Below are 23,564 nucleotides of genomic sequence, written 5' to 3'. Positions count from 1 at the left end.
TTTTTGCCATATGCTAGTGTTATGATAAGGGGTAGATTAACAGCATGTATTGTTAGCCATTTTTACTAAATAGAGGAGCGTATATTATGCGTGGATTACTTAAAAAGATGTTTGACGGTAACCAACGTCAATTAAATCAACTTCAAAAGTCAGTCGATGAAATAGAAGCGTTGGAATCGGAATATGAACAATTGTCTGATTATGCAATACAGGAGAAAACTAGCGAATTTAAAAAACGTTATCAAGACGGTGAAACCTTGGATGACTTGATGGTAGAAGCCTATGCACTTGTTCGCGAAGCATCAAAACGTGTATTAAATATGCGTCCCTTCCCTGTGCAGTTATTAGGTGCCATTGTTTTGCACGGCGGAGATATTGCAGAAATGAAAACTGGGGAAGGAAAAACGTTATCCTCAACGATGCCTGCCTATTTAAACGCGTTATCAGGTAAAGGTGTTCACATTATTACCGTAAATGAATATTTAGCAGATCGTGATGCACGAGAAATGGGACAACTTTTTGAATTTCTTGGATTAACTGTCGGTTTAAATGTTAACAGTCTAACAAAAGAACAAAAACGTGAAGCATACCTAGCAGATATCACTTATGGAACTAATAACGAATTTGGTTTTGATTATTTACGTGATAATATGGTACTTTACAAAAATCAAATGGTACAACGTCCTTTGCATTTTGCGATAATTGATGAGGTCGATTCGATTTTAATTGATGAAGCACGTACACCGTTAATTATATCGGGTTCTGCCCGTAAGTCAGCAAGTCTTTATCAGCAAGCTAATGCATTTGTACGCACATTAAAAAAAGAAGCTGATTTTAGTTTTGATGAAAAAACAAAAGGGGTTCAACTAACAGAAGAAGGTATTAATAAAGCCGAAAACTTCTTTGGTGTAGAGAACTTATTTGACTTGGAGAATGTTACATTAACCCATCACATTAATCAAGCGTTAAAAGCCCATGCTTCCATGCATCGAGACACGGATTATGTAGTGGAAGAAGGCGAAGTTGTCATTGTTGACCAATTTACGGGACGTTTAATGAAAGGCCGCCGTTATAGTGATGGTCTTCACCAAGCAATTGAAGCAAAAGAAGGTTTGCAAATTCAGAATGAAAGCATGACATTAGCTTCGATCACATTCCAGAACTATTTCCGTATGTATGAGAAATTAGCTGGTATGACGGGTACTGCAAAGACGGAAGAAGAAGAATTTCGCAACATTTACAACATGAATGTCCTTGCGATTCCTACGAACAAACCAATTGTGCGTGATGATCGTCCAGACTTAATTTTTAAAACAATAGATGGGAAATATCGTGCAGTTGTAGAAGAAATTAAAAAACGTAATCAATCAGGTCAACCTGTTCTCGTAGGTACAGTGGCAGTTGAAACCTCTGAGCTAATCTCACAATTGTTAAAAAGGGCAGGAGTTAATCATAATGTTTTAAATGCAAAAAATCATTATCGAGAAGCAGAGATTATTGAAAATGCTGGTCAACTAGGTTCTGTCACGATAGCTACCAACATGGCAGGACGTGGTACAGATATTAAATTAGGTAAAGGTGTCATTGAACTTGGCGGGTTAGCTGTAATTGGAACAGAACGTCATGAATCTCGCCGAATTGATAATCAGTTACGTGGTCGTTCAGGTCGACAAGGAGACCCTGGGGTTACACAGTTTTATTTATCTATGGAAGATAATTTAATGCGACGCTTCGGTTCAGATAACATGCGAGCAGTGATGGAGCGGCTCGGTATGGATGATTCGCAACCGATCGAGAGTAAAGTGATCTCTAGGGCAGTAGAATCTGCTCAGAAACGAGTGGAAGGAAATAACTTTGATGCACGTAAAAACATCCTTTCTTATGATGATGTATTACGTGAACAACGTGAAATTATTTATAAACAGCGCTTTGATGTAATTGATTCAGATAATTTACGAGAAATTATTGAAACAATGATCGAATCGGTTGTTACCGAAACTGTACAAACGCACACACAAGATGATGATCATCAAGAGTGGGATTTACACGCGATTACAGAGTATGTTCATGCAAACTTAGTCGAAGAAAACTATCTAACAGAAGCTGATTTGAAGGATAAAGAACCTGACGAGATCATTGCGTTTATTATGGATAAAGTTCGTGAAAAGTATGTGGAAAAAGAAGCAGATTTAGGTCCAGAGCAAATGCGTGAATTTGAAAAAGTAATTTTATTACGTTCAGTGGACACAAAATGGATGGATCATATTGACCAAATGGATCAACTTCGTCAAGGTATCCACCTTCGTGCTTACGGTCAAAACGACCCATTACGTGAGTATCAAATGGAAGGTTTTGCAATGTTTGAACAAATGGTCGCCTCGATAAATGAAGATGTGGCACGTTATGTGATGAAAGCACAAGTTCGACAAAACTTAAAGCGTCAAGAAGTTGCAAAAAATGCGACAGCCGTATCTGGTGATCAAGGTAAAAAGCAAAAGAAGAAGACACCGTTTGTAAAAGCAGAAACTGTCGGTCGTAATGACCCATGTCCTTGTGGTAGTGGAAAAAAATACAAGCAATGTCACGGGCGATAATCATTGAACAAGGACACTCTCTTTCGCTAGAGAGTGTCCTCTATATATTCGAGTTTAATTTTGTTAGGGTTAAATACTATTATCGAGGTGAAGAAATTGGAATTAGCAGAAATAAAGCAAGAACTTGAGAAAATGGCAACAAAATTAACAGACTTTAGGGGGTCTCTTTGACTTAGAAGAAAAGCGAACGCGTATCGCTGAATTAGAAGCGGAAATGAGTGACCCTGAATTCTGGAATGATCAACAAGCGGCACAGAAGGTTATAAACGAGGCTAATGCCCTTAAAGAACTAGTCCAAACTTTTGATAAGCATGTGGAGAGTCTTGAAAATCTGGAAGTTTCTTATGAGTTGGTCAAGGAAGAAGCGGATGAGGATCTTAGACAAGAGTTAGAAGATGAATTAATTCCTTTAACAAAAGCTTTGAATGAGTTCGAATTATTTATTCTTCTTAGTGAACCTTATGATAAGAGTAACGCAATATTGGAGCTTCATCCAGGTGCAGGGGGAACCGAATCACAAGACTGGGCTAGTATGCTGCTTCGAATGTATACACGTTGGGCAGAACGAAAGAATTTTAAAGTGGAAACACTTGATTATTTACCAGGGGAAGAAGCAGGTGTGAAAAGTGTTACACTATTGATTACAGGGCATAATGCTTATGGTTATTTAAAAGCTGAAAAAGGAGTTCACCGTCTTGTTCGAATCTCTCCATTTGATTCATCCGGAAGAAGACACACTTCTTTTGCTTCGTGTGAAGTCATGCCCGAATTAGACGATGACATCGATATCGAGGTTAATACAGAAGATCTAAAAATTGACACGTATCGTGCTAGTGGTGCGGGTGGTCAGCATGTAAACACGACTGATTCAGCTGTTCGAATTACTCATGTACCTACGAACACGGTTGTAACCTGCCAGTCTGAGCGTTCGCAAATCAAAAACCGAGAACAAGCAATGAAGATGTTAAAAGCTAAGCTTTATCAATTGGAGATTGAGAAGCAACAAGCAGAGATTAGTGAAATTCGTGGTGAACAAAAAGAAATTGGTTGGGGAAGTCAGATTCGTTCTTACGTTTTCCACCCTTATTCTATGGTAAAAGATCATCGTACAAATGTAGAAACAGGCAATACACAATCTGTACTGGATGGGGATTTAGATCCTTTCATCAATGCATACTTACGTGAACAAATGAATTAAAGTTTTAAAAGCATTTTGTTGTTTGATTTGAACAGCGAAATGCTTTTTTATTTTGATGATCGCAAGTGGGTTCGAAAAGTAGCATCTAAATTCGAAAAGCCGCCTGTAAATCGCGAAGAATGCACGCAAATTCCTATATTACGAACTTCAAATTCTCTATTACCATAACAGAACCAAAAGCCCCGAGATCACTACTAATTTATGAACTAGTCTCAGAGCAACAGTTTGTAAGACTCCTACCTAAAAAACAAAAATATAAAAGCTAGTTCAATGGGAGTATCAGAAGGAAGTTCCTAACAGCTTCAAGAATCTTTAGATCATCCTTTAGGGCTAATTATCAGCGGAAAAGATCCTGCCCTCTATTGATTGAAGTTTTAATTAATTGTCGAATTATTTCTGTGAACAGGTTGTTAGATATTGTAGAAAAATGATATACTCCAGAAGGTTAAAAAAAGTAATTAGAGGTGACTAAAAATGATAGCAAAATATCGTCGTGAACCAATGCCCAAGTCTTTGGTTTATTTTATAGAATATAGTTTCGTTTTACTGGGTTGTTTTTTTGTAGCTATTGCATTTAATTTGTTTTTATTACCGAATAATGTTGCTTCTGGAGGCGTAGCAGGGATAAGTACAATAACAAATTCCATATTTGGATGGCAGCCTTCCATTGTACAATGGGCAATTAATATCCCATTGTTTTTTATCGGAATCGCCATTTTAGGGAAGAAATTCGGGGTGAAAACTCTTGTCGGTACGATTATGGTTCCTCTTTTCGTGTATTTTACGAGTGACTGGTCACCAGCAACTCCAGATCCGTTGCTTGGAGCAATATTTGGTGGTATGAGTGCTGGATTAGGGATTGGCATCGTTTTTCGAGGAAAAGGATCAACGGGCGGCATCGATTTGGCAGCACAAATTGTCCACAAATATCTTCCGTTACCACTTGGTATATGTGTTGCTTTGTTTGATGGCTTAATTGTTTTGACAGCGACTTTTGTTTTCTCTGTAGAACAAGGATTGTATGCGATGATCGGGTTATTTGTAACAAGTAGAACGATTGATTTTGTTCAAGTTGGTTTTAATACTTCCAAAAGTATTATGATTATTACGGATTATGTTGAAGAAGTAAGGCAAGTTTTACTTCAAGAAATTGATCGTGGAGTAACGGTTTGGAATGCAGAAGGAGGCTACACAGCCCAAAAACGAAAAATGATCATGTGTGTTGTGAATCAAAGAGAGTTTAGTAGAACTACACAAGTAGTTAAGCATGCTGATCCAAATGCGTTTATTGTTGTGATGAACGCCAGTGAAGTGCTAGGTGAAGGGTTTACAAAAGGCTAAATATGTCTGAAAAGCATAACCTTTCCTTGCTACCCATGTTTGAAATTACCTATGAAGATTATGTCACGTTTTGAAATGAAATTGTAATGAAAAAAAACCATGGTTAGATGTTATAATAAAATAGATTCATGATGCGACAGAATATTACAGTTTGTGTCAATAAATCTAATCGTAAAGGTGAGTATATATTATGATAGAAATGAAAGATGTGAAAAAAACATATCCTAATGGCGTTTCAGCCCTTAATGGTGTAGATATTTCGATAGATGCTGGTGAATTTGTTTATCTTGTAGGTCAGAGTGGCGCAGGAAAATCTACTTTTATTAAACTAATTTTTCGTGAAGAAATAGCGTCTAGTGGTTCAATTAAAGTTGATAATTTTGATCTATTAAAAATGAAATGGAAAGAGGTCCCGCTCTTACGTCGTGATATTGGGGTTGTATACCAAGACTTTAAACTCCTACCGAAGATGACTGTCTATGAAAATGTTGCTTTTGCATTAGAAGTTGTCGAAGAGACCCCACGTAATATTAGAAAAAGAGTAATGGAAGTATTAGATCAGGTTGGTTTAAAAAACAAGGCGAGATTTATACCAGACGAACTTTCCGGTGGAGAACAACAACGAGTATCCATTGCTCGTGCGATTGCTAACTATCCAAAACTATTAATTGCGGATGAGCCAACAGGAAACTTAGATCCGGATACATCGTGGGAGATTATGAAGCTATTAGAAGAAATCAATGCTGCGGGTACAACGATTATAATGGCCACTCACAGTAAAGAGATTGTCAACACGATAAAAAGACGTGTAATTGCCATTGAAGGTGGATTAATTGTGCGTGACCAACATAGAGGTGATTATGGCTATGAAACTTAGAACAGTGAAACGACATTTCCGTGAAGGATTGAAGAATAGTTGGAGAAACAGTTGGATGACCATTGCTTCAGTAGGTGCAGTTACGACAACATTAATTTTAGTGGCCACATTTTTAGCTTTAATGATGAATTTAAATCATGTGGCTAGTAACTTAGAAGAAGATGTAGAAGTAAAGGTTCTAGTAGATTTGACTGCGACGGAAGAGGAAACGATTGAACTCGGAGAGAATCTAGCAGAAATTGATAATGTGGAATCAGTAGTTTTTTCATCCAGAGATGAAGAATTACAAGCTTTAGTTTCTAGTATGGGCGATATTTGGGGTGCTTATGAGGATGATAATCCTCTGAATGATGCATTTATTGTGCGTGCAACGGATCCGCACGATACGATTGAAATAGCAGAAGAAATAGCTGATTTCAATCAAGTTGAACGCGTTAACTATGGACAAGATGTTGTGCAGAATTTGTTCCGTTTTAACCAATATGCTCGAAACATTGGTCTGGTACTTATTTTAGCGCTTGTCTTTACGGCTATTTTCTTAATCTCAAATACGATTAAAATAACGATTATGGCTAGAAGAAAAGAAATCGAAATAATGAAACTTGTTGGCGCAACAAATTGGTTTATACGTTGGCCGTTCTTTGTTGAAGGACTTCTATTAGGCGTACTTGGTAGTATTTTACCTATCGCCTTACTAATAAGCGGTTATTACTTTCTAGATCAAAACATTGAATCAGTTAATCAGTTTAGTTTTATTGAGATACTTCCATTTAACCCATTTGTATGGCAATTATCATTTCTTGTTCTTGCCATTGGCGCATGTATAGGCGTTTGGGGAAGTGTAATGAGTGTTCGTAAATTCCTTAAAGTGTAGCCTCTATTTCAAGAGGCTATACCTACATAAATTAATAGTTTGATATAGTGGGAGATTTGAAAAGAAAAAGGAGGATTTCTGGCATGAAGAAATGGTTTGCTTATCTATTTATTGTAACATTACTAGTTAGTTTTGTTTTGCCTTCAGGAAATACGACAACTGCACAGAGTATTGCTGATCTAGAAAGAGAATTGAAAGAATTAGAAGAAGAACGTAATAGTATTGATCAAGACTCCAGTGATGCAGAACAAAAACTTGCTGAAAATGAAGCAAAGCAAGCAGAAGTTAGTCAAGAGATCGATGACATCAACGCTGAATTAGATGTAACGGAAGCAAATCTTGCCAACAAGCAAAATGATATAACGAAAACAAATGAGCAAATAAAAACGATCGAGACGTCTATTAAAGAAACAGAAATAGAAATTGAACAAACTGAAATCGAGATTATAGATCTTAATGACGAGATTGATATTTTAATGGCAAGAATTGCCGACCGTGAAGAGTTAATAAAAAATCGGATGCGCTCTATTCAACACAATGGTGGAGATGTAACATACTTACAAGTGTTAATGGGCGCACAAAGCTTCGGTGATTTTATTAATAGAGTAACTGCTGTAACACGTATTATTGATCAAGATAATACTATCATCGAGAGGCAGCAGGCGGATAAGTTAAGTTTAGAAGAAAGCGTAGCACTGGTTGAAGAAAAACAAGATCAATTAACTGCTGATAAAGAACGGTTAGATAATGACAAGAATGAATTAGAAAACCAAAGAGCCACATTGGTTGCTCAACAGCAAGAATTAGCTAACTTACAAGCCCAGTTAAATGAGCAAATCGATGACCGTACAAATTTAATGGCTACATTAGAAGATGAATATGATGAGTTAGAAGAATATCAAATAACTTTGGCAGACCTACAAGAAGTTCAACGCAGTTCCGTCGCAGCCCTCGAAAAAGCGATTGAGTTGGCACGTAAAGAAGAGGAAGAAAAACAGAGATTAGCCCAATTAGCACAAGAGCCACAAAACGATCAAGCTTCAAATAATGCTGTCTTGTTTTGGCCTGCTTCAACAAGAAGGGTAACTTCACCATATGGTTATCGTACTCATCCAATTACTGGTGAACCATATAGATTTCACACTGGGATAGATATTGCTCAAATTGGATATCAAGAAATTTATGCCGCTGAAGCTGGAATTGTACAAGCAACTTATACGGAAAATGATGGACTGATGAGAGGTTATGGTGATACGATTTTGATAACACACTATATAGATCTTAATGGTGATGGAAATAGGCAACAAATCTCCACCTTATATGCTCATTTGCGCAGTGGAACTACTCTAGTACGAGCAGGGGATCAGGTTCAACGAGGACAAAAAATTGCGACAATGGGCAATACAGGTAATTCCACTGGACAACATCTTCATTTTGAAGTTCATACTGGGCACTGGAGAGGTAGAGATAGTTCATTAAACCCACTCAATTATTTATCACCATAAAAGACTATGAAAGAAACTAGAAGCATATATTCTTTTTAGGGCATCGCACGCTACGTTGTGATGCCTTTTTTCCACATAAATATGATACACTAGAAGAATAGGACAAATTATTGAGGTGAATATTGTGCAAATAAAGAAAAGTCTTTTCGTAACCATGATTATTTTAGCTGTTTTCCTAGGGGGGATAGGTACATACTTTGGTACAATGTTCTTTACAGAGGATTCGCCTATGTATGATTTGACCGAAGAATCAGATGGCACAACCACTCTATCAGAAGCTGAATATCAAGAAATCATTGAAAGTATCAGTGATTCTGTAGCATTGCCAAAGGTTGTTCAAGCGTTTCAAATTATACAAGAATACTTTCTAGAATCAGTCGAAGATGATGATCTGATTGAGGGTGCTGTGCGTGGCATGCTTAATACATTAGATGATCCGTATAGTGAATACATGGATTCGGAATCAATGGAGCGATTTAATGAACAAATTGAATCCTCATTTGAGGGGATAGGTGCAGAGGTAAGCATGGTAGATGGTCGTGTGACCATTGTTGCACCAATTAAAGATTCTCCGGCTGAAAAAGCAGGTTTGCGACCAAATGATCAAATTTTAACTGTAGATGACGAAAGTGTCGAAGGGTTAGATCTGTTTGAAGCTGTATCAAAAATTCGTGGAGAAAAGGGATCAGAAGTTACCCTCGAAATTATTCGCCCTGGGGTGTCCAACGAGATAACGATAACGTTGGTACGTGATACGATTCCTCTTGAGACTGTTTATACAGAAAGTCAAGAAGTCAATGGAGATCATGTAGGGTTTATTCAAATAACTTCTTTTTCTGAAAATACTGGTGCGCGTTTTAAAGAAGATTTAGCGACATTAGAAGATGAAGGTATTGACGGCTTAGTGATTGATGTTCGAGGTAATCCTGGTGGGTTATTGCCAGTGATTCAAGATATCTTACAAATCTTTATAACCAAAGATCAGCCATACATGCAAATTGAAGATGGTCAAGGTGAGGTGGAGCGTTACTACTCTACTCTTGAAGAACCAAAAGATTATCCTATTAGTGTTTTAATTGATGAAGGCAGCGCATCTGCTTCAGAAATTTTAGCGATCTCATTACGTGAAGCAATAGACGCAACAATTGTTGGTACGACAAGTTTTGGAAAGGGAACTGTTCAACAGACAATTCCAATGGGAGATGGCAGTTCAATCAAATTAACCTTGTTTAATTGGTTATCGCCTGAAGGCACATCGATACATCGTGTTGGTGTAGAGCCAACCATTGAGGTTGAACAACCAGAGTATTATTATGTAGCTCCGATCCAAGTAGAAGAAGATGCGTTTGTCTATAATGATAGTGATGACAATATTGGCTTCGCTCAAATTATGCTCCGAGGACTGGGATATCAAGTTGACCGAACCGATGGGTATTTTAGTCAACAAACAGAAGATGCTCTGATCCAATTCCAATCAGATCAATCAATTGAAGAATCGGGCGAATTAAATAGCCAAACAGCTGAATTGCTTCAAGTGAACTTGATAGAACAGATAAGAAGTGGAGAGAACGATCTGCAACGTGAAAAAGCATTTGAAGTACTTTTTCAATAAGATAGAACTTCAATCATTAAGGGTTTTGTCTGTGCCTATGATGGTTAGTTATATCAGGATGAAAAATAATCCGCCCATGCTTAAGGGCGGATTATTTTTGCTTAAATAGCTTTACTATGCAGGAATTAGAAAAAAATAAATAGAATATAGGAGATAGCACTATTTTTAATTAAGTTGCGATAAACCCTCCTGTTTTACAGGATAGGTAATTGAATCGCGTTTGGAGGAGTTTACAGATGGAAGATTGGCTAATTGAATTAGCAAAAGGAATAGGAAGGTTTTTCCTAAATCCGTTGTTCTATTGGTTTATTATCATTACTTTTTTTGCATCAACTAGTCGAATAAAGCAAGAAAGAAAAAAATTCGGTAGCAAAATCTATGATTTATATGATGAAGTCTATGGAACACGTTTGTTATCTCTACTATTTGGACTGGGATTGATAGCTGTTTCATTATTATTAGGTGTTGTGTTGCATAATCTCATGATTATAGGACTTATTTTATTTACGATATTATTTTCTATTCATAAAAAATTCACATGGCTTTCTAGTGCATATACATTTGGTTTTACCACCATTGCATTGTTGTTCTTCCCATATTATCGTGATTATTTACCAGAGCTACTACAATCAGATATTACGGTTTATCAATGGGTTGCCTTTACCACATTAATGGGGCTTCTTTTGCTATTTGAAGCTGTTATTTTATTAAAAGTAGGACAAGATCAAACTTTTCCTGAAATAATGAAAAGTAAGCGCGGGAAGTGGGTTGGTCAGCATCGAATCAAAAAGATTGCTCTTCTTCCATTTGGAACGCTTATTCCTGCTGGATTAATCACTCCTTTTGCTGAATGGTGGCCAGTTATCGAGTTTGGTGAGAATACATATGGAATATTGTTCTTCCCAATTATTATTGGGTTTGAACACGTAATTCGAGGATCTTTACCTGTTAAAGCAGCTAAGGCTTTTAGTCAGTCCTTATTCATACTAGGGTTTTTGGTGATTGGCTTTTCTATATCCGGCTATTTCATGGGTGTATTTACAATAGTTAGTGTAGTAGTCGCTTTAATTGGTAGGGAATGGTTATCTTATCGATGGAAGCTAAAAGATCAAGCGAGAGGAATTTTGTTCAGTCCAAATTCTCAAGGTCTAAAAATATTGGCTATTATACCTGGTTCACCAGCTGAAGATCTTGGGTTACTAATTGGAGAAACGATTGTCAAAGTGAACGGAGAAAAAATAGAAGAACAATCCGAATTTTATCAAGCATTACAAATGAATAGTGCATTTTGTAAATTGGATATTATTGATGAGCGTGGTGAACTACGTTTTGCACAACGAGCGCTTTATCAAGGAGATCATCATGAATTAGGTATTATTTTTGCTTGTGATCCAACATTTGACTCCTCCGATGCATCTTAGAAACAACTTTTCCTGTGTTCTTTAAACCTAGATTTGTTGTCATTGTTCTTTTGTGAGCCTGTCCTAATATTGTGATGAAAGTATCTGAAAATAGAAATAAAAACTAATTGTAATCATACAATGATAAAGTGAAACTTCAATCAGTGGGGGAGTTAGGTATTTCCTCACTAATTGTTAGCCCTAAAGGCCCTTGAAGCCTTCGGGGTGATAGCGTCCGTTACTCGGGGATAAATAGATTGATCTTCGTTGTAGTAAAACAACAGGAATGGAGCGTGTGTACGTGAGTGAGTTATTAGGTTTTCTTGGTGGCATTGTTTTTTTAATAGTAGCAATTATTTTTACAATTATAGGTTCAGTTGTTTGGTTTATTTATATGAAAATAAGATATAAAACAGTTTCTTCAAATGAAGCATTGATCGTAACAGGGCCAAAGTTGGGTGATCCAGAAAGAGATCCGAGCATTTTCAAAGATAATGAAGGACGGTACATGAAGATTATCCGTGGTGGCGGACATCGGCTTAAACTTTTTCAAAGTTCGGAGAAGGTTTCCTTAAACGCTTTTCAGTTAGACATTACGACACCAAAAGTATATACATTAGAAGGTGTGCCAATTGAAGCTGATGCTATTGCAATGTTAAAGGTAGCAGATAATTTACAAGGAACAGCTAAATATGCCGAACAATTCCTCGGACGTAAACAAAAAGATATTGAAGCAGATGTTGCAGGAGTATTGGGTTCTAATTTACGAGCAATTTTATCAAAAATGACCGTAGAACAAATTAATAATGATCGAGAAAGTTTTAATACAGAAGTGAGGGATATTGCTCAGCAACAATTAGATGATATGGGCTTTAAGATTACTAGTTTAGGTTTAACCGATATAAGGGATGCTGATGGCAGTCAGTACCTGGTCAATTTGGGTCGTAAACGTGCAGCAGAAGTAAAACGTGTAGCAGACATGGCAGAAGCTAGTAATACGAGAGATACGAAAGTGCATAGTGCAAAGATGAACGAAGAAACGAAAAAGGAAGAGTATGAACGAGAAGTTTCAATCGCTGAAGCGCGGAAAGAAAAAGAATTAAAAGATGCGATGTTCAAAGAAGAGACAGAAAGAGCAAGAGCGAAAACAGAAGCAGCTTATGCATTAGAGCAAGCAGAACGAGAACTAGAGGTGGAAAAAGAACGACTAAAAGTAATTAGTCAAAATAAGGAAGAAGAATTACGGTTAATGCAAATGGAAAGAGAAAGAAATGTAAAACTGGAGCAAGAAGAAGCAAAGGTTCGAAAAGAAAAAGCAGATGCCGAATATTATGAACAAATCAAGAAGGCAGAGGCAGAAGCAGAAGCAAAGAAAAAAGCAGGGCAAGCGGAAGCAGAGGTAATTAGACAGACCAGCATAGCAGAAATAGAAGCAATCGAACGACGAGCAGAAGCATTAGCGAAGAATGAAGAAGTAATGATGTCCGAAATGATTATCAATATGCTACCAGAGTTTGCGAGAGCAGTATCAGAACCGTTAGCTAATGTTGAATCCATACGAATTATAGATGGTGGAGGAAGCGGAAATGGTAATGGAGTTCGAAGTTTGTCTGATGGAGTTACAGGTACGATGGTGAAGTTACAGGAAAGTCTATCTCAAATGACTGGAATTGATTTGAGTGAAATATTGAATAACCTTTCGAAAAAAAGTGACGATAAGTTCGAATTAAGTGTACCAGAAAATACATCGAATACCGAAGAGACTGACCGAGAAGCAGAGCATGTTGCCGAAGAAGAACAAGAATAAAAAGAACCCAACCATTTTATTTCCCCGGAAATATGGTTGGGTTCTTTTTTTGCCTCTTGAAGTAAGTTTTGCATATTTTTTTGTTACTGTATCGCTAGTAATTCTTGTAATTCATCTTTTGTCAGGGAAGTAAGCATCGTTTCTCCTGGTTGAATCACTTGATCAACAAGTTCCCGCTTTTTGGCTTGAAGTTGATAGATTTTTTCTTCAATTGTACCTGTAGTAATTAATCGAATCACTTGAACAACATTTTTTTGGCCGATCCGATGTGCTCTACCAGCTGCTTGTGCCTCAACAGCAGGATTCCACCATAAGTCATACAAAATTACTGTATCAGCTCCAGTTAAATTTAGTCCTGTACCCCCGGCTTTTAATGAAATGAGAAAGATATCTTTTTCACCATCATTAAAGGCATCAGCCATTTCCACTCTTTCTTGTGAAGGAGTAGAACCGTCTAAATAAAAGAGTTTGTGTCCTTCAGAAGCTAATCTGTCGTGGATGATCTTCAACATACTTGAAAACTGTGAAAAGATTAGTGGCCGTTTTCCGTTTGCTCTTAACTCGGTAACTAATGATTGTAAATGTTCTAATTTCCCTGATTGCCCCTCGTAGTTTTCTAGAAACAATGAAGGATGGCAACATATTTGCCGCAATCGTGTTAAACCCGCTAGGACCTCTAATTTTCTTTTATTAAACTCGTTCGAATCAATCGTCTCAGCTAAACTTGTTTGCATTTTCTCTAAATATGCGAGATAGACTTCTTTTTGCTGTTTGGTTAACTCTGCATATTGTTCTGTTTCTATTTTGGCTGGTAGTTCAGACAAAACCTCTTCTTTTAAACGTCGTAAAATAAATGGGCGAGTTATTCTTTTTACGTAATCTATGTTTAGTGATAAGAAGTGTCTTTTTGTACTTAGAAAGCCTGGTGAGATCGTTTGAAAAATAGACCATAATTCCTCAAGTCCATTTTCAATTGGCGTTCCACTTAAGGCAAAGCGTTGTTTGGCTTGAATAAGTCTAGTGGCTCTCGCAGTTAACGTCAAATGGTTCTTTATGGCCTGTGCCTCATCCAAAATTAGTGCATCAAATTCATAGCTTTCATACAGTTCAATGTCTTTACGAATTAGTGGGTATGAAGTAATGAAAATATTCACTTGTTTATCTGCTTGTATTTGCTTTTCACGTTCCGATTTTGTTCCTATGATAATTTTGGTGGTGAGTGAGGGAGCAAACTTTTCTATTTCTTTTTTCCAGTTATATACAAGTGATGCTGGTGCGATCACCATTGCTTGATAGTGTTCTGTTCCTTTTTCCTCTTGTTCACTTAGTAAAAAGGAAATAGTTTGTATGGTTTTACCAAGCCCCATCTCATCAGCCAAAATTCCACCGAGTTTATATCTAGAAAGCGACTTTAACCAATAGAATCCTGTTGTTTGATAATCACGTAACGTAGCTTTTAACGTAGAAGGAACGTTTACAGTGGTATCTTGAGGATGCGTTAAATTGGTTAATAAATGATTAAATGTCGTTTGGTAACGGGCAACTTCTGGTGAAAAACTATCTTCCACTTGAAAACTACGTGCAGCGCTTAGTTCTATCTGTGAGTTAGTCAGGTCTTTCTTCTTTAATTGCAACGTTTCAGCAAAGGCTTGGAAGGAAAGAAAGGATTCGTCATCTAATTTCAATAATGGCCCGTCCGTGACACGATAATATTGTTTCTTTTCCACTAATGCTTGCAATACAGCTTGTACTTCTTGGCCTGATATTCCTTCCATATCAAAAGAAATATCAAGCATACCTGTTGTTTTGTTTACACCAATGTTTGTTTCTAAGATTGGTTCATTATCTGAAAGCAAGTTTTCCACTTGATCGGACAGAAAAATTGTAGCATGGTTTTCTAATTCCTCTAATCCTTCATGGAGAAATTGATAAATTTGAGCATGATTAAACAGTTGAAAATGTTGGTTAAGATAATGAAAACCTGCTTGCTCAAGTAAGTTAATAATTCTAGTCTCTTTTATGGCATCACGTTTGATTACGGCATCATTGTTTGATTTCTTTTGAAAGGCTAAGAACTGATATGGTCCATAATCAAAAGTGATAGTGGCAGACAATGCATTTTTCTTTTCTTCAAAATAAATCTTTGTTTCCAAAGGAAAAGATAGTATCTTTCTTTCTGCTTCCATTGAATAATGAATTTTACCGATTTTTTCTAAAACAGGGATAACATGTGAAGTGAATGTTCCCATTGTCTCATTTGTAATTCGGTGCGATTGTTTATTCCGGTAAGGAAGAAGTCGATATAATTGATCAATAATGGTTCGTTGTTCTGTCGATAATTTATAAAAATTATTTTCTTTTAACAAATAACCATAGTTCGTTAAATATCGATAAATAAATAAATCAGAAAAATCGATTAAAAAAGTTTGTTCGCTTTCCATTTCAACAGGGAAAACCAATTTTGGTATTTGGTCATGTCGTTTGATCTCAGTTAACACCTCACCTGTTTCGGTTGTTAGGGAGTGTGGTAAGTTGCCAATAGTATTAAGGAATGAGTCTACTAAATAAGCTGGAAGGCATAGCGATCTTTTATCGTGTTCATAATAATCACTAGCATAGATCGACTCTTGTTGCTGCGCCTCAAATAGGTTGTTTAACAGCTGTTGATCATCTTCTGAAAATACATGTTTCCTTGGATCGTAGGTGAATTTTTTTGTAACATCAAAAAGTTGTTCGTTTTGGACGACAATTAAAAAATCACGAATATCTTTAATAATATAGAGTTGATGTTCACCAACCTTTAACTCTACCGTAAGCATGGATTGGTTGCTTGATATACCTTTCTTTAAAGACAACATATAATCGACTTGTAAAAAATTTGTACTTTGGTTTTGAGGCGTATGAATGGTTTCAAAGGCTTCGATCATCCGCAAAGGAAAAGGATCACTCATTGAAGCCGTTTGCTTTTCCGCTTGTTTTGTTTTATAACGATCTTGTTTGTCATGCCGTTGACTTTGCTGAGTAATCGACAGTAAGACCGCTGCAATGTGCTTACAAGTGTAGTGCGTTTCATATGCGGGGCAATTACACTTTGCTTCTAATTCTTCGTTTTCGAAAAAGAAGACACGCACCTGATAGTTTTGTGCACCACGAACTTGAGCACTCCAAGAATCGATCATTGGATTATAGTTAAGCCCATGTATTCTTCCTTTTTTAAAATACTCATAACCTCTTTTGTAAAAACGTTGCCCAGTAATTTTAATAATATCTTGTTGTTCTAAAAAAATAGCGCGCATGATGTTCTCCTTAAATAAAAAAAGTCTATCCGCTCATTATAACAAAGAAATAGCGAAACAAACGAGTATAGATAGAAATAATAGTTGACTTTATTAAAAAAACTATGCTATTTTCAGTAACGTGTATATACTTTCAGCTTATCTATATAAAGTGAAACTTCAATCAGTGAGGGTTTTTGGTATTCCCCCACGATTGTTAGTTCTAAAAGATGACCTAAAGGCCCTTAAAACCTTGGGGGTGTTAGCGTCCGTTACTCTCACGTAAACCACTTGATATTCTCGGTGTTTTGAAGTGGGAGTCTTACGAACGATTGCTCCGGGATAAATTATTTACATAATAACTTTTACTTCGTATAGGTAATGTTTTTAAAGGAGCATAAAAAATGTGAAATCCCCTATAGAAAATACTATACAAATATAAGAAATGAGAGGGATTTAAAATAATGACTTTAAAAAGTGAAGTGTCAAAACGAAAAACATTTGCGATTATATCTCACCCGGATGCCGGGAAAACGACATTAACAGAAAAATTGCTTCTTTTCGGTAATTTAATCCGTTCAGCCGGGACGGTAAAAGGGAAGAAATCAGGCAAGTTCGCTACATCTGACTGGATGGAAATCGAAAAACAACGTGGTATTTCGGTAACTTCCAGTGTAATGAATTTCCCGTATAAAGATTTTAAGGTGAATATCTTGGATACTCCTGGTCACGAAGATTTTAGTGAGGATACGTATCGTACCTTAACGGCTGTGGATAGTGTTGTTATGATTATTGACGCAACAAAAGGGATTGAAGCGCAAACGATCAAATTGTTCAAAGTATGTAAAATGAGAGGGATTCCTATTTTTACTTTTATCAATAAAATGGATCGTGAAGGTCGGGAGCCGTTAGAATTATTGGAGCAAATTGAAGAAGTATTAGACATTGAAACATATCCAATGAATTGGCCTGCAGGAATGGGAAAACGGTTTTTAGGTATTTTTGATCGTTACCATAAACAGTTTGTGAAATTCAATGGAAATGAAGCAGAAACTTTCATTCCATATGAACAATTAGAACAACCAGAACATGAAGAGTTGGTGCAGAATCCGACCTATGAAGAGACAAAAGATGAGTTGGCTCTGTTAGATGAAGCAGGTGATGAGTTTTCTATAGATGCCATTCTAAGAGGAGAACAAACGCCAGTATTCTTCGGTAGCGCATTAGCACCATTTGGTGTAGAAACGTTCTTTGATACGTTTATTGATATGGCACCGAATCCAAAGCCTAGAAAAACAACAGAAGGATTGATTCAACCAGAACGAGAGGATTTCTCGGGTTTTATTTTTAAAATTCAAGCAAACATGAATCCAGCACATCGTGATCGTGTTGCATTTTTACGCGTGTGTTCGGGTAAATTTGAACGAGGAATGACAGTCAAGTTACCGAGAACAAACAAAACGATCAAGCTATCACAAACACAACAATTTGTTGCATCCTCTCGGGACACGGTAGATGAAGCATATCCTGGAGATATTATCGGTATCTATGATCCTGGTGTATATCGGATTGGGGATACACTTCTCACAGGTAAAGACAATTTTGTTTATGATGAACTACCACAGTTTCCACCAGAACTGTTTAAACGAGTAACTGCCAAAAACGTTATGAAGTCGAAGCAATTTAAAAAAGGTTTAGAGCAGTTAGTACAGGAAGGTGCGATTCAATTATTTACGGGGCATCCGATGGAAACCTATATTATTGGAGCGGTTGGGGAACTGCAGTACCAAGTATTTGAACATCGCATGAAACACGAGTATAATGTGGATGTAATGCTAGAATCAATTGGTGAGCGAATACCTCGTTGGTTGGAATTAGAACAAGTAGACACAACCTTATTCGACGAACGTAACTTGTTGGTTAAAGATAGAGAAGGTGGATTTTTAGTTCTATTTAAAAATGATTTTGCGCTTCGTTGGTTTGAAGATAAACATAAAGACATCAAATTAATTGATTTATTTGAAGTAAATAAGTATGATCAATCGTATTAGATGGATAAAAGAGAAGCTTGAGGGTTATTTCCTCAAGCTTCTTCGTAATTTTTCGTCATAACACGAATGTTCGTTCGCATTATATGTGAACATATAGTATAATATGGTTAGAAAATATAGAAGCGGGAATCTTTTAAGAGAATGGAGGAATGCAATCGTGGATCAATCATTTGAGTTAGTATCAAATTATCAACCGGAAGGGGACCAACCAAAAGCGATAGCTGAGCTTGTCTCTGGAATTAAAGAAGGGAAGCGCGCCCAGACATTGTTAGGGGCGACCGGAACAGGGAAAACGTTCACTGTTTCTAATGTGATTCAAGAAGTGAAAAAACCGACCTTGGTTATTGCCCATAATAAAACGTTGGCTGGCCAACTATATAGTGAATTCAAAGAGTTTTTTCCTAATAATGCAGTAGAATATTTTGTTAGTTATTATGATTACTACCAGCCAGAGGCTTATGTGCCATCTACGGATACATTTATCGAAAAAGATGCTAGCATTAATGATGAAATTGATAAACTTAGGCACTCCGCAACATCTTCCTTGTTTGAACGGAACGATGTACTTGTAGTCGCAAGTGTTTCCTGTATTTACGGCTTAGGTTCACCAGAAGAATACCGCAAACAAGTGTTATCGATTCGAACCGGAATGGAGAAGGATCGAGATCAACTTTTGCGCAATCTCGTGGATATTCAGTATGCACGTAACGATATTGACTTTCAACGTGGAACATTCCGAGTGCGGGGGGACTCTGTTGAGATTATTCCTGCTTCTCGAGAAGAACATTGTGTTCGTGTTGAGTTTTTTGGTGATGAGATCGACCGTATACGTGAGGTAGACGCTTTAACGGGTGAAATTATTGGTGATCGAGAGCATATCGCCATTTTCCCTGCATCCCACTTCGTAACTGGAGAAGATAAATTAAAAATCGCAATGAAAAATATTGAAGCAGAATTAGAAGAGCAACTGAAATATTTTAGAGAAAACGATAAGTTATTAGAAGCACAACGAATTGAACAGCGAACACGTTATGATTTAGAAATGATGGAAGAAATGGGTTTTTGTTCTGGGATTGAAAATTACTCACGTCACCTTACTTTACGTGAACCTGGTTCTACACCATACACTTTAATTGATTATTTTCCTGATGATTTTATGATCGTTATAGATGAGTCGCATGTGACTTTACCGCAAGTGCGTGGGATGTTCAATGGTGATAAAGCACGAAAGCAAGTACTCGTTGATCATGGTTTTCGTCTTCCTTCTGCCATGGATAACCGTCCATTGACATTTGAGGAATTTGAACAGAAAGCTCATCAATTTATGTTTATTTCTGCGACTCCTGGTCCTTATGAATTGGAACATACTCCAAAAATGACGGAACAAATCATTCGTCCTACTGGATTGCTTGATCCAAAAGTTGAAATTCGTCCAATTGATGGTCAAATTGATCATTTAATTGGGGAAATTAATCAACGAATAGGGCGTAATGAACGTGTGCTTGTGACTACATTAACGAAAAAAATGTCGGAAGATTTGACCGATTATTTAAAAGAAATCGGAATGAAGGTGGCTTATTTACATTCGGAAATCAAGACGTTAGAGCGGATTGAAATCATCCGTGATTTACGTGTAGGTAAATACGATGTATTAATCGGTATTAATCTTTTACGAGAAGGGCTAGACATTCCTGAAGTTTCCCTTGTAGCGATACTAGATGCTGATAAAGAAGGCTTCTTGCGTTCAGATAGATCGTTAATTCAAACCATGGGACGAGCTGCTCGTAATGAAAATGGGCAAGTCATCATGTATGCGGATCGGATTACGGATTCCATGAAACGTGCGATAGAAGAAACAGAACGTAGACGAGAAAAACAGATCGCTTACAACGAAAAACATGGTATTACACCGAAAACAATTAAGAAAGAAGTTCGTGATGTGATCCGTGCAACAATTGCTGCCGAGGATCAAGCGGAATATCAAGAAAACAAACCGAACCTCAGTAAGATGACGAAGAAAGAACGTACGAAACTAATTGAAACAATGGAACATGAAATGAAGCAAGCAGCTAGAGAATTAAACTTTGAAAAAGCTGCCGAACTACGTGATTTAGTTTTGGAACTGAAAGCGGAAGGATGAGTGTAGATGGTTAAAAAACATATTACGATAAAAGGAGCAAGAGCGCATAACCTGAAAAATATTGATGTGGACATCCCTAAAGATAAACTGGTTGTCCTAACAGGTTTGTCAGGATCAGGAAAATCATCGCTTGCTTTTGATACGATTTATGCGGAGGGCCAACGCCGTTATGTGGAATCACTATCGGCGTATGCCCGTCAATTCTTAGGGCAAATGGACAAACCGGATGTGGACACGATCGAGGGTTTATCACCGGCTATTTCAATTGATCAAAAAACGACAAGTAGAAATCCTCGTTCAACGGTTGCAACAGTGACAGAAATCTATGATTATTTACGTCTTTTATTTGCTAGAGTTGGGCATCCTACTTGTCCAAAGCACGGAACGGAAATTACCTCACAAACGGTTGAACAAATGGTTGATCGAATATTAGATTATCCAGAACGAACAAAACTACAAATCTTAGCACCTGTTATATCAGGTCGTAAAGGCGGTCACGTAAAGGTATTAGATAAGCTTAAACAAGAAGGATATATTCGCCTTCGTATTGACGGAGAAATGCGCGAAATTAGTGAGGATATTACATTAGAGAAAAACAACAAACATTCCATTGAGGTAGTGATTGATCGAATCGTAGTAAAGGAGGGAATTTCCGGCCGATTAAGCGATTCATTGGAGACGGCATTAAAATTAAGCGAAGGAAAAGTGATCGTCGATGTAATTGGGGAAGAAGAATTGTTATTCAGTGAACATCATGCTTGTCCGATTTGTGGATTTTCTATTAGTGACTTAGAACCACGCCTTTTCTCATTTAATAGTCCTTTTGGTGCGTGTGAACGTTGTGATGGTTTAGGAACGAAACTAGAGGTGGATGTTGATCTTGTCATCCCAGATAAAACCTTGACTTTAAATGAAGGTGCGATTGTTGCCTGGCAACCAACAAGCTCACAATATTATCCACAACTTTTGCAAAGTGTATGTACACATTTTGGAATTGACATGGACGTTCCGGTTGAAAAACTACCAGCAGATCAATTAGATAAGATTTTGCATGGTAGTAGTGGGGAAAAAATTCATTTTAGTTATGAAAATGATTATGGCATGACGAGAGAAAATGATATTTATTTTGAAGGGGTCTTAACAAATATTGCAAGACGGTTTCGAGAAACAACCTCTGATTATGTAAGAGAGCAAATGGAAAAATACATGACTCAAAAAGCTTGTCCTTCTTGTAAAGGATATCGATTAAAAACAGAGGCAACCGCAGTATTAATTAATCAAAAACATATTGGTCAAGTGACGGAGCTTTCGGTTAAAGAAGCAAATGCATTTATCGAATCATTATCTTTATCTGAAAAAGAACAAAAGATCGCCCAAATGATTTTAAAAGAATTAGATAATCGACTGTCTTTCTTAACAAATGTAGGATTAGATTATCTGACTTTATCAAGAACAGCAGGGACATTATCCGGTGGGGAAGCACAACGTATCCGATTAGCGACTCAGATTGGCTCAGCGTTAACTGGTGTTCTCTACGTATTGGATGAGCCTTCGATTGGTTTGCATCAACGAGATAACGATCGTTTGATCGAAACATTGCAGCGGATGCGTGATTTAGGTAACACATTGCTTGTGGTCGAACATGATGAAGATACGATGCTTGCAGCTGATTGGTTAATTGATATCGGTCCAGGTGCAGGAGAACATGGTGGTCAAATCATTGCAGATGGTACGCCAAAACAAGTGATGCAAAACAAAAAATCGCTAACTGGACAATATTTAGTAGGAAATAAATTCATTCCATTACCACTAGAACGTCGCCAGCCAAATGATCGGTTCTTAGAAATAATCGGTGCGGAAGAGAACAATTTGAAAAAAGTAAATGTGAAAATCCCGATCGGTGTATTAACAACGATTACAGGGGTTTCTGGATCAGGGAAAAGTACACTAATTAACGAAATTTTGCACAAACGCTTAGCGATGACACTTAATCGAGCAAAGCAAAAACCTGGCAAGCATAAAGAGTTAAAAGGAAGCGAGCATTTAGAAAAAGTAATCGATATCGATCAATCACCAATTGGCAGGACACCTCGTTCAAATCCTGCAACATATACCGGTGTTTTTGATGACATTCGTGACGTTTTTGCGCAAACAAATGAAGCGAAGATCAGAGGATACAAAAAAGGTCGTTTTAGTTTTAATGTAAAAGGCGGCCGTTGCGAAGCTTGTCGTGGTGATGGAATTATTAAGATCGAGATGCACTTCTTGCCTGATGTCTATGTTCCATGTGAAGTTTGCCATGGCAAACGTTATAATCGTGAAACTTTAGAAGTTAAATACAAAGGAAAAAATATTGCAGATATTTTAAATATGACGATAGAAGAAGCTCTAGCTTTCTTTACGAACATACCGAAAATCAAGCGGAAATTACAGACGGTTTATGATGTTGGTCTTAGTTATATTCGCCTTGGACAACCAGCTACAACACTTTCTGGGGGAGAGGCTCAGCGAGTAAAATTAGCAAGTGAGCTACATCGTCGATCAAATGGCAAATCACTTTATATTCTTGACGAGCCAACAACAGGATTACATGTGGATGATATTGGTCGATTACTTGTTGTTTTACAGCGGTTAGTAGACAATGGGGATACCGTAGTTATTATTGAGCATAATCTTGATGTAATTAAAGCAGCTGACTATTTGATTGACCTAGGTCCTGAGGGAGGAGATCGAGGTGGTACGATCGTTGCTACAGGTACACCTGAAGAAGTAGCTGAAATTGATGGATCGTATACCGGGGTTTATCTTAAACCAGTATTGATCCGAGATCGTGAACGAATGGAGCAGCAAATACAAGTAACGGAGAATAGCTAGTACGCTAGTGTGGTTC

The 23,564-nt window shown here is 37.2% G+C and carries 13 protein-coding genes; 12 read left to right on the top strand and 1 reads right to left on the bottom strand.

The genetic code is table 11. The features are described from left to right. The first annotated feature begins 86 nt into the window (after positions 1-86). The 9 genes from secA (at position 87) to OWO01_RS12985 (ending at position 13,208) form a co-directional block, all read left to right on the top strand. Positions 87-2,594, top strand: a complete 2,508-nt coding sequence (gene secA / locus OWO01_RS13025; RefSeq protein ID WP_268780899.1) for a preprotein translocase subunit SecA — start codon at positions 87-89, stop codon at positions 2,592-2,594. A 96-nt stretch (positions 2,595-2,690) separates the two neighbouring features. After that, a protein-coding gene (gene prfB, locus OWO01_RS13020) for a peptide chain release factor 2 (protein ID WP_268780898.1) occupies positions 2,691-3,792 on the top strand; the annotation gives its coding sequence in 2 pieces (ribosomal slippage) (positions 2,691-2,762 and positions 2,764-3,792; 1,101 coding nt in all). A gap of 474 nt (positions 3,793-4,266) precedes the next feature. Further along, positions 4,267-5,133: a YitT family protein gene (locus tag OWO01_RS13015; protein WP_268780897.1), complete on the top strand. Its 867-nt coding sequence runs from the start codon at positions 4,267-4,269 to the stop codon at positions 5,131-5,133. A 190-nt stretch (positions 5,134-5,323) separates the two neighbouring features. Further along, a complete protein-coding gene (gene ftsE / locus OWO01_RS13010) occupies positions 5,324-6,010 on the top strand; it encodes a cell division ATP-binding protein FtsE (protein WP_268780896.1) in 687 nt (228 codons plus the stop codon). Continuing rightward, the gene (gene ftsX / locus OWO01_RS13005; RefSeq protein ID WP_268780895.1) at positions 6,000-6,884 is read left to right on the top strand and encodes a permease-like cell division protein FtsX; all 885 of its coding nucleotides are present in this window, start codon (positions 6,000-6,002) and stop codon (positions 6,882-6,884) included. The genes ftsE and ftsX overlap by 11 nt, the downstream gene beginning before the upstream one ends. An 83-nt stretch (positions 6,885-6,967) precedes the next feature. Then, a complete protein-coding gene (locus OWO01_RS13000; protein WP_268780893.1) occupies positions 6,968-8,389 on the top strand; it encodes a murein hydrolase activator EnvC family protein in 1,422 nt (473 codons plus the stop codon). Positions 8,390-8,513: 124 nt separating this feature from the next. Beyond that, on the top strand, positions 8,514-10,001 hold the full coding sequence (locus tag OWO01_RS12995) for a S41 family peptidase (protein ID WP_268780892.1): 1,488 nt from the start codon (positions 8,514-8,516) through the stop codon (positions 9,999-10,001). Between the two features lie 236 nt (positions 10,002-10,237). Then, a complete protein-coding gene (locus OWO01_RS12990) occupies positions 10,238-11,422 on the top strand; it encodes a PDZ domain-containing protein (RefSeq protein ID WP_268780891.1) in 1,185 nt (394 codons plus the stop codon). Between the two features lie 280 nt (positions 11,423-11,702). Beyond that, on the top strand, positions 11,703-13,208 hold the full coding sequence (locus tag OWO01_RS12985) for a flotillin family protein (RefSeq protein ID WP_268780890.1): 1,506 nt from the start codon (positions 11,703-11,705) through the stop codon (positions 13,206-13,208). Between the two features lie 83 nt (positions 13,209-13,291). Here the strand turns inward: OWO01_RS12985 and OWO01_RS12980 are convergent, their stop codons facing one another. After that, positions 13,292-16,504, bottom strand: coding sequence for a DEAD/DEAH box helicase (locus OWO01_RS12980; protein WP_268780889.1), 3,213 nt, complete (start codon positions 16,502-16,504; stop codon positions 13,292-13,294). Positions 16,505-16,947: 443 nt separating this feature from the next. On the opposite strand from OWO01_RS12980, the gene OWO01_RS12975 reads away from it, so the two are divergent. The 3 genes from OWO01_RS12975 (at position 16,948) to uvrA (ending at position 23,548) form a co-directional block, all read left to right on the top strand. Further along, entirely contained in the window at positions 16,948-18,534 is a 1,587-nt protein-coding gene (locus tag OWO01_RS12975) for a peptide chain release factor 3 (protein WP_268780888.1), read from the top strand. Positions 18,535-18,691: 157 nt separating this feature from the next. Next, positions 18,692-20,674, top strand: coding sequence for an excinuclease ABC subunit UvrB (gene uvrB / locus OWO01_RS12970; protein WP_268780887.1), 1,983 nt, complete (start codon positions 18,692-18,694; stop codon positions 20,672-20,674). Between the two features lie 6 nt (positions 20,675-20,680). After that, positions 20,681-23,548 (top strand): excinuclease ABC subunit UvrA, encoded by a 2,868-nt coding sequence (uvrA, locus tag OWO01_RS12965; RefSeq protein ID WP_268780886.1) that lies wholly within the window; start codon positions 20,681-20,683, stop codon positions 23,546-23,548. Positions 23,549-23,564 lie beyond the last annotated feature (16 nt).

Origin of the sequence: Natronobacillus azotifigens, from assembly GCF_026805325.1 — a bacterium.
In the GTDB taxonomy this organism is placed as follows: Bacteria; Bacillota; Bacilli; order Bacillales; family Amphibacillaceae; genus Natronobacillus; species Natronobacillus azotifigens.
Note: the sequence above shows the minus strand (reverse complement) of the source record. Positions and strands in the feature narration are given on the sequence as shown.

Coding starts and splice junctions, on each gene's coding strand:
- secA (WP_268780899.1), top strand. CDS start 87: ATGCGTGGATTACTTAAAAAGATGTTTGACGGTAACCAACGTCAATTA.
- OWO01_RS13015 (WP_268780897.1), top strand. CDS start 4,267: ATGATAGCAAAATATCGTCGTGAACCAATGCCCAAGTCTTTGGTTTAT.
- ftsE (WP_268780896.1), top strand. CDS start 5,324: ATGATAGAAATGAAAGATGTGAAAAAAACATATCCTAATGGCGTTTCA.
- ftsX (WP_268780895.1), top strand. CDS start 6,000: ATGAAACTTAGAACAGTGAAACGACATTTCCGTGAAGGATTGAAGAAT.
- OWO01_RS13000 (WP_268780893.1), top strand. CDS start 6,968: ATGAAGAAATGGTTTGCTTATCTATTTATTGTAACATTACTAGTTAGT.
- OWO01_RS12990 (WP_268780891.1), top strand. CDS start 10,238: ATGGAAGATTGGCTAATTGAATTAGCAAAAGGAATAGGAAGGTTTTTC.
- OWO01_RS12980 (WP_268780889.1), bottom strand. CDS start 16,504: ATGCGCGCTATTTTTTTAGAACAACAAGATATTATTAAAATTACTGGG.
- OWO01_RS12975 (WP_268780888.1), top strand. CDS start 16,948: ATGACTTTAAAAAGTGAAGTGTCAAAACGAAAAACATTTGCGATTATA.
- uvrA (WP_268780886.1), top strand. CDS start 20,681: ATGGTTAAAAAACATATTACGATAAAAGGAGCAAGAGCGCATAACCTG.